This window comes from uncultured Psychroserpens sp., from assembly GCF_947494225.1.
Classification (GTDB): Bacteria; Bacteroidota; Bacteroidia; order Flavobacteriales; family Flavobacteriaceae; genus Psychroserpens.
This window is the reverse complement of sequence record NZ_CANLUG010000007.1, coordinates 267,207-276,419: the sequence shown is the minus strand read 5'-3', so window position 1 is coordinate 276,419 and position 9,213 is coordinate 267,207. Positions and strand designations below refer to the sequence as shown.

Sequence of the window (9,213 nt, the reverse complement as noted above, 5' to 3'; positions counted from 1 at the left end):
ATCCTGTTAGATGGAGCGGAGCTTTGTCAGGAAGGGCGTAGCCAATCCTGTTAGATGGAGCGGAGCTTTGTCAGGAAAGGCGTAGTAAGTCTCATCCGCCTGTGAAGTGTGACGTTATACGAAGTAAGACGTTGTTTTCAATTTTTTCAAAACCGCTATCAAACTTGTCTAAATAAAATTAAAACCTATATTTGCAGAGATTTCAAAAACAAATGAAAACAACTAGAGTACATATAATTGCTTTAAACGGTGCTATCAGAACTGTGTTTTTTGGTAGGATAAATTCTGCATTCTAAAAATTAAATCTTCTATATATAGTAAGGCTTTCTTTTTAGAAAGCCTTTTTTTATTCTACCTATTCTAGAATCCAAAACAGATAATAACAAACCTTAAACATGTTGACATTAAAATTCATAGTATCATTAAATGTATTCCGAAATTTTCGGGAGAGGTAACCTATTGTCTAAAAAAACGTAGAGCTTCTCAGAAATGAGAGGCTTTTTTTATTTAAACAATTAAATTTATAATAATGAAAAAGCATAGAAGATTAAGAAATATAGGAATTATAGCACACGTAGATGCAGGAAAAACAACGACCACAGAGCGTATTTTATATTACACAGGGAACATCCATACATTAGGAAATATTGATGATGGAAATACAGTTACAGATAGCGATCATCAAGAAGCTAGTCGTGGTATTACAATTTCGTCGTCATCAGTTTCTGCTAATTGGAATTATAATGAAAAGACCTATCAAATTAATATTATTGATACGCCTGGACACATTGATTTCTCAATTGAAGTTGAGCGCTCATTACGTGTTTTAGATGGAGCAGTTGCATTATTTTGCGCGTCTTCAGGAGTAGAACCTCAATCTGAAACGGTTTGGAGCCAGTCTGATAAATATAACATTCCTAAGATTTGTTTTATTAATAAAATGGATCGTATTGGAGCCGATTATTTTAAGGTAGTGAGTGACATTGAAGTCGAATTTAATGTGTCAACTTTACCTTTGCAGATACCTATTGGTGAAGGGGATGATTTTGAAGGTGTTATTGATTTATTAAAAGAAAAAGCCCTGTATTGGAATTCAGATAATCATGGAAATACTTGGGAAACTAAAGATATACCTGATCATTTGAAACCTTTAGCAGACAAATGGCGAACCATTTTAATTGAAACGATTTCCAATTTTGATGAAACTATAATGCTTAAATATTTAAGTAACGACATCATAAGTACTGATATTCTTAATGAGGCTATTCGAGAGATTACGTCACAGCAGAAAGCAGTTCCTATATTATGTGGTTCGGCTTATAAGAATATTGGTGTACAACCCGTATTGGATGCTGTTATTAATTATTTGCCTTCACCTGAAGATATCGCATATATTGAAGGAATAAATAGATTATCTAATGAAAAAGTGCGCATACGTTGTACAAGAGAAGCACAGCTTACAGCTTTTGTATTTAAGGTAATAACAGATAAGTATTTTGGGAAATTAGCTATGGTACGGTTGTATTCTGGTCATGTTAATGTTGGATCAACAATCTTAAATTCTAGGACAAATCTAAAAAATAGAGTGAGTCGGATTTTAAAGATTCATGCCGATAAGCATACTGAATTAAATGAAGCACAATCAGGAGATATCGTAGCTCTCATAGGATTGAAAGATGTAAAAACAGGAGATGCCTTATCTCAGGTTAATATGCCTTTTTCATTAGAGAATATAGAGGTTTTAGATCCTGTGATTAGTTTGGCTATAGAACCAAAATCTAAAAATGATGAAAAACATTTTGGAGAAGCTTTAGCCAAAATTTTGGCAGAAGACCCTTCTTTACAAGTGGCTTTTGATAAGCAAACAGGCCAGACCTTACTTCAAGGGATGGGAGAATTGCATTTAGAAGTTCGCCTAGAGCGTTTGCGTTCAGATTTTGGAATTCAACTCAATAAAGGCAACCCTAAAGTGTCTTATCGAGAACTTTTAACACAAGATGTAGAACATACAGAAGTGTTTAAAAAGCAAACTGGAGGCACTGGGCACTTTGCTCAGATTTCATTTATTCTTGGCCCTAGACGAGATCAAGAAAAAGGATTGGAGTTTGTTAGTGAAATTAAGGGAGGTGTTATTCCAAAGGAATTTATTCCTAATGTGAAAAAAGGATTTTTGGAAGCGATGTCCTCTGGTGTTTTGGCAGGTTATCCTTTAGAAAGTATGCGAGTCATTCTTATAGATGGAAAAATTCATGATGAGGATTCTAGCGCTTTGGATTTTGAAACTGTGGCTCGAAACGGATTTAAAAAAGCCGCCGTTTTGGCAAAACCAGAATTGTTAGAACCTGTTATGAATGCCGAAATTAGCTGCCCGGAGGATTATTTAGGTAATGTAACTTCAGATGTAAGCAAACGTCGAGGTGTGATTACAGCAATTAAGGAAAACGGTATAAAACGAATTGTTAGTGCTGAAGTTCCTTTAATAGAGACTTTCGGATATATTTCCGCTTTAAGAACTTTAACTAGTGGTCGTGGTTCTGTTACTTTACAGCTATTAAAATATAGGAAAGTACCTGAACGTATATTAGACCAGATAGGGTGTTAATAACGAAGCGTCACAATGTTGTGGCGCTTTTTTATGTTCTTACCCCAAAGCTCGCTTGGTCACGTAAACTCGCCATCCAATAATGGCTAACTGGAGTTTTGTTGCTTTGCTGAGGTCTAACTGTTGTTTGGAATAACTTGGTAAGAGTAATCTATTAAGTTTGGCAAGTCCCTTAAAGAAATTCTGCTTCATATACGTTGGGTTTAAAGATTAAACCTAACCGTAAATTTAAGAGATTTGAAATGGATGCCAAAGAACTTCTTTTTAATTTTTAAATGTTGTAAAACTTATTCTAGACTAAGTTTTACAATCTTGTGGTTGATTTAGCTAATCGAAAAAAGAATATCGATTATTAGTTTTGCAAGTGTCATCATAATGTTTTGGTTTTAAGGTTAATAATTATCTCATTTTCTTGATTGAGTTTTCAATATATAATTTTGGCAATCCATTTTCCAAACATTTATAGCTAAATCTATGAAATTGCATATAGAATTATAACTAAAAAGACGGTATTTGTTTCGGTATTTATGTGACTCTCTTGTATGATATTTCATTTTGTAATATTAAATAATAGTTTTTGTTTTAATTTGTAATAATTCAAGGGGGTTTTTGAGCTTGTTTTTTTTTACCAAGGGGCATTTCGTCATAAAAACACGAAAAAATAAAGATTTCGTCTTTTTCGTTTTTCAATTTTTTGAAAAATGAGTTACAATCAATACTTAGGAAAAAGTAATCTTTTGTTAAATTTTATCATTTATTGAATGGATAATTCAAAATAGCCTTAGGAGATGATTACATTTGTAAAAAACATACAATGAAAACACCGCTATTATTTTTCATATCCATATGTTTTATGCAGCTTTCATTTTCACAAGTGGTTATTAACGAACTCGATTGTGATACACCTGGAGTTGATAATATGGAATTCCTAGAACTTTTAAGTGACACCCCAAACTTTCCTTTAGATGGTTATGTTGTCGTATTTTTTAATGGGTCCACTTCGGGAATGAACTCTAGCTATTTTACAGTAGATTTAGACGGTTACGTTACCGATATAAATGGATTGTTGCTTATTGGTAGTAATTCGGTGAGCCCTGTACCTCAAGTACTAATTTCAGAAAATGTATTTCAAAATGGAGCAGATGCCGTTGCTATTTATCAGGCAAATGCTACAGATTTCCCAGAAGAAACTGTTGCCACTATTGATAATTTAGTCGATGTTTTAATTTATGGAACAGCCGATGCTGACGATGTCGATATGATAAATATTTTTAATCAAGATCCTAGATTTGCTGATATTCAACAAATTAATGAAGGTCCTGGGAACAATACCAATTCCATTCAGAGATTTGTTGATATGGATGATAATGTAACTTATACCGCTACAGATCCTACACCAAGGCAGCTTAATGATGGTAGTGGGGTTGTACTTAACGGAATTAGTATGAGTGTTGCCCAAACACAATATAATGAAGACGAAGCGTTTGATATTACCTTTACTTCGGAAACACCTGTGACCGAAACTTTAAATTTTAATATTCTACTTGATAATTTTGGATTTGATTCATCAGATTTTACTGGAAATACAGCGATTACAATTCCTATGAATCAGAGTACAGCTTCAACAACAATTACCTTAATTGATGATTCTGATGATGAAGGCGACGAGGTTACTCGAATTCGATTTGAGAGTTTACCAGTTGCTTACCTCGCCCTTAATAATAATCTACAAATTAGAATTGTAGACAATGATTTTACAGTGGCTAATTTTGGAACACCGTTAAATCCTACCTTCGGAAATGTAACTAGTGCACAACCTGCAGGTTATTACAACACACTCGATGGGCTTGCTGATGACGATTTACGTCAGGCGTTACAAAATATTATTGCAGATCCAAGTGTCGTAAGAGCTCAAACTTATGCTGATGTTTTAGACATTCTTATGGATGCCGATCAAAACCCTTTAAATAGTAACCAAGTCTGGTTGTTATATACTGAACAAGGAAGAGCTAAATTAGATTTACAAACAGGTTCTGATAATAATGGGAAATGGAATAGGGAACATACGTATCCGAGGTCGAGAGGCGGTTTTAATGATATTGAGGCAGATGAAATTGCAGATGGGGTAGATGTGTTTTGGACGACAAAAGCAGATTCTTTACGTCACGGAAATTCTGATGCTCATGCGCTTCGCGCTGCAGACGGACCGCAAAATAGCACAAGAGGTAGTCAACATTATGGACAATATACTGGGCCTGTAGCAACACAAGGTAGTTTCTATGGTGATGTTGCGAGAAGCGTTTTGTATATGGAAATTAGATATAATGGCTTACAAGTCGTTAATGGCTTTCCTGAAAACGGACCAGGAGAGTTAGGAGATTTAGCAACTTTACTAGATTGGCATAGAAATGATCCTCCTGATGATTTCGAAATGAATAGGAATAATATCGTTTATACTTGGCAGTTTAATCGAAACCCTTTTATCGATCAGCCAGATTTGGTAGAATATATTTGGGGAACTAATGTTGGAGATACTTGGGATCAAGAACTCAATGTAACCGAGTTTGATGTTAATACGGTTAAAGTGTATCCTAACCCTTCTAACGGTAGGATTTCTATCCAAGGTTTAAACACCGATGCAGTGGTTAATGTATTGTCTGTAGAGGGCAGACAGATTAAGGCCATAAAAGGGAGTGCCAATAATGTGATAGATTTTAACTTGGCAAGCGGAATGTATGTACTTCATATAATTTCAGAAGAAAAAACAGTTGTCAAAAAGTTATTAGTTAGATAACTTCGTATTGAATCCATAAAAAAAGCGTCTCAAAAATATTGAAACGCTTTTTTTATAGACGATTGTAATTAATGACCTATTGCTCGAATGAATAGATTGTTGCCTTTAGATTTTCCCATGATGATATCTGGAATCGCCTGATCTTTTTCTTTCCAACTCGATGTTGATTTGTTTCCGTTTTTATCATTTAAGGTAATTTTTATTCCCGTAATCTCTCCTGCCTTATTGCGACGTACTTTTGTGAATTTTGCATCAATGCCAAGTTTTTTTAATTGGCTTTTTTGTCTTTTTAAGTTGTCATCACTAGCGTCTTTAGTTATTATAAATTCCGCTAAGCTATGATCGTCACTTACAAAAGCATAAGATGCGTTAGTTGTAAATACATTAGGGCTGCCTTCTACAACTTCTACTACTGTTGGACTATATTGACTACCAGTAACAACTGTTCCTGTTCTATAACCCCTCACAACTTTAGGGGACTTCGTTCTAACAACGACTGCGCCATTTTTCGCTTTTTCTCCATATACCTTAACGGCTGTTTTATCTTTTATTATATCTATAGTGTTTATACTATTTGGGTCTATATCACTTACTTTTCCGTTAGCAATAACTTTTCCATCAACAATATAAAGTGGTTGTTTACCGTCGGTTTCAATAAATTCGTATAAGACTCCTGTTTTGTACTTTTCGTCAGATTTAACAAAGATGTTTTTTGATCCTTTTTTGGTCATTATGATAACACCATTTTTTCCTTTTTCGCCATAAAGCTCATAGGCAGAGGTGCCTTTTAAAACATTAATAGTGCTTATTTTTTCAGAATCAATATTTTCAAAAACAGATTTGTCTACCTGTTTCCCGTCAATTATAAATAAGGGATTATCAGATTCCGAAATAAAAATATTGGTCTTATTTCCATTTTGAGAGGCGTTAATATTTGTCTTTGTGCCATCATCACTAATCCAGAAATTTCGCCCTGTAGCTTGGACATGGATTTCAGATTCATCGCCATTAGAGGTGTGAACCTTAATTTTAGTGGCTTTGGCTTTTTTGTCACCATCATCTTTTTTCCAGGAGTTATATACTTTTACTTTCTTATCATCGTCACTTTCCCAAACTGTAAATGCTTTATCTATAGTTCCAATATTGAATGACTTCTCAGTGCTTTTAAAGCGAAATGCAGCAATACCGTCTTCATCATTTATACTGTAGTTTGATGAACGTTCGGCACTTTTAAAATCTGTTTTAATACTTGTGATTTCTCCTTTTGCATTTCGTTTAAGGTCTGTATAAGTAAAAGTTATTCCTTTTTCTTTGAGGCGCTCCTGAAGTTTCTCAAGTTGTTTGTCGGTAGTATCTTTGGAAATAACTACTTCAATATCTCCAGTTTGAAGAGCAGGAGAACTAGATGTTGAAATGTCTTCTGAAGGCGCTTCAATATATATAGTTTCTGTGTTGAAACTCATCATAAATAAGGCTATTACCGGAAGTACTAGTCCAAATTTAAGTTGGTTAATTTTGTGTGATTTTGATTTGTGTAACATAACAATTCGTTTTTTAATTAATGATGTATAAAAATTATTAGTAAATATCAGCCTATGATTTTTCACGCTCGCTTTTAATAAAACCGTTTGATAACTTTTATCGCATTCTGAAATGTACTGAGCTTTTTGATCCGCAATAAATTCTAAATTTTGTTGTAACGCTTTTTTGTACAACCAGATAATCGGGTTAAACCAGAATAGAATACATGACAACTGGGCAAGGATGGTATCTACAGAGTGTAATTCTGAGGTGTGAACTTTTTCATGATTAATAACGTGTGCTAGTTCATCATCTTTGAACTGATTTGGATTGTAAACAATACGATTAAAAAATGAAAAAGGAGGAACCTCTGCTTTAGTTTCAAGGAGTTTATGTGAATGGGACGCTACCACTTGACTTGTCTTTAAAATTTTCCTTAGAGACAAGAACTCTATGGCTAATTTTCCTAAGAAAAATAGGAGTCCAGCTAAATAAGCCCACAGTATCAATTGAGAGTAATTAAAAGGTGTCTCTTGTTCAATCCCTTGATTATTAACATATATAGAAGTATCTGTGGCAAAGGTGAAACCTGTAGTTTGAGTTGGCGTATATTCAATATAAGTGGGAATAACAATCAATGGAATACAGCAGGCGAATACCAGACCCGACAGTAAAAACCACCTATTTGCTTGAAAGAAAGTTTCTCGTTGCAAAAACAACTGATAACATAGATAGAATATTAAAAGTATGGCAGAAGCCTTAAGTAAATAGTCCATAATTATTTCTTTTTTTCAATTAAAGCAATGATTTCTTTAAGTTCGTCAACACTAATTTTTTCTTCTTTAGCAAAGAAAGACACCACGTTTTTATACGAACTATTAAAATAATTTTCGATAGCAGTATTCATAAAACGTTTTTTGTAGGCCTCTTTACTCACAATAGGGAAGTATTGATGTGTCTTACCATATGCGTTGTAACTTACATATCCTTTTTCTTCCAAATTTCTTATGATGGTTGATAAGGTGTTATAGTGAGGTTTGTCTTCGGTGATTTCTGCAAGTACATCTTTAACAAAACCTTTTTCAAGGTTCCATAAGATGTGCATAATTTCTTCTTCTTTATTAGTTAACTTTTGCACGATTGATAGGTTTTGATTGTGTGACAAATCTATAACTATTTTTATAGTTATACAACTATTTATTTAGTTATTTAACTAAAATTTAAGTTTTTGCAATTATGAAATAGGGGGATTTTAACTATTTGTCACTATGCAAATTATGCTATCTTCGCAAAAATTTAGAATACATGAGTTTAGTCTGGATAATCTTAGGATTAATGTTGTTGGTTGTTGGTGGTGAGTTTTTAGTGCGTTCATCGGTTGCGCTATCATTTAAATTGAGCATTTCTAAGATGGTCATAGGTATGACCGTTGTTAGTTTTGCAACATCGGCTCCAGAGCTATTAGTGAGTTTAAATGCCGCATTAAATGAGTCTCCTGCGATTGCTATAAACAATGTTATTGGTTCAAACATTGCTAATATTGGGCTGGTCTTAGGTATTACGGCATTGGTAAGTTCTATTGCGGTAGACAAGTCGTTTTACAGGCTTAACTGGCCAGTCATGATGTTATTTTCAATGGCGCTTTATTATTTCCTGTCTAATGACAATCAACTAACCTCTGTGGAAGGTCTTATTTTATTTTCAGGTCTAATTGTTTTTTTAGTCGTCCTTATACGATCTGCAAAAAAAGATGAGACAACCGAAGTTGTTGATGATAATCTTGCGATAGTATCTAATTTTAAAATTGGGATTTGGTTACTTATTGGTGCGGCAGCACTGTATTATGGATCAGAATGGTTAGTAGAAGGAGCAAAAGATTTGGCAACAGATGTTGGTGTAAGTGAAGCCGTAATTGCGGCAACAGTAATCGCCATTGGTACTAGCGTACCAGAATTAGCGGCTTCTGTTATTGCGGCTGTTAAGAAAGAAAAAGCATTGTCTTTGGGGAATTTAATAGGCTCAAATATTTTTAATATTGGTTCTGTACTTGGTTTAACATCTATCGTAAAGACGATTCCTGTAACAAATGCTTCTATTTTGGATCATGATATTTTTTGGATGTTAGGATTTGCTGGAGTGTTGATTCTATTGATTCTTATACCTAAAAGGTTTCAGATTTCGCGATACAAAGGCCTCCTGTTGGTTGCGGCCTATGGCGCCTTTATATTTTTAGCATTTAAATCTCAATCATAAAAAACGCCTTCTTAGAAGAAGGCGCCTTTATGAACAATATATC

The 9,213-nt window shown here is 34.0% G+C and carries 6 protein-coding genes; 3 read left to right on the top strand and 3 right to left on the bottom strand.

From position 1 onward, the window contains the following. Positions 1-529: 529 nt before the first annotated feature. Positions 530-2,602 carry an elongation factor G gene (gene fusA, locus Q0893_RS16275; RefSeq protein WP_299277631.1) on the top strand — a complete coding sequence of 691 codons (2,073 nt, stop codon included), beginning with the start codon at positions 530-532 and terminating at the stop codon, positions 2,600-2,602. Between the two features lie 39 nt (positions 2,603-2,641). On the opposite strand, the gene Q0893_RS16270 is transcribed toward fusA, so the two are convergent. Continuing rightward, positions 2,642-2,794, bottom strand: a complete 153-nt coding sequence (locus tag Q0893_RS16270; protein ID WP_298903760.1) for an SsrA-binding protein — start codon at positions 2,792-2,794, stop codon at positions 2,642-2,644. A gap of 622 nt (positions 2,795-3,416) precedes the next feature. On the opposite strand from Q0893_RS16270, the gene Q0893_RS16265 reads away from it, so the two are divergent. Continuing rightward, positions 3,417-5,396 (top strand): endonuclease, encoded by a 1,980-nt coding sequence (locus Q0893_RS16265; protein WP_299277627.1) that lies wholly within the window; start codon positions 3,417-3,419, stop codon positions 5,394-5,396. Positions 5,397-5,464: 68 nt separating this feature from the next. Here Q0893_RS16265 and Q0893_RS16260 read toward each other — a convergent pair whose 3' ends face one another. Together Q0893_RS16260 and Q0893_RS16255 are read right to left on the bottom strand one after the other, a co-directional pair. Next, entirely contained in the window at positions 5,465-7,693 is a 2,229-nt protein-coding gene (locus Q0893_RS16260; RefSeq protein WP_299277624.1) for a M56 family metallopeptidase, read from the bottom strand. Between the two features lie 2 nt (positions 7,694-7,695). Continuing rightward, positions 7,696-8,055 (bottom strand): BlaI/MecI/CopY family transcriptional regulator, encoded by a 360-nt coding sequence (locus Q0893_RS16255; protein WP_298903757.1) that lies wholly within the window; start codon positions 8,053-8,055, stop codon positions 7,696-7,698. 167 nt (positions 8,056-8,222) lie between these two features. Between Q0893_RS16255 and Q0893_RS16250 the strand changes: the two genes are divergently transcribed. Continuing rightward, entirely contained in the window at positions 8,223-9,170 is a 948-nt protein-coding gene (locus tag Q0893_RS16250) for a calcium/sodium antiporter (protein ID WP_299277621.1), read from the top strand. Positions 9,171-9,213: the final 43 nt, after the last annotated feature.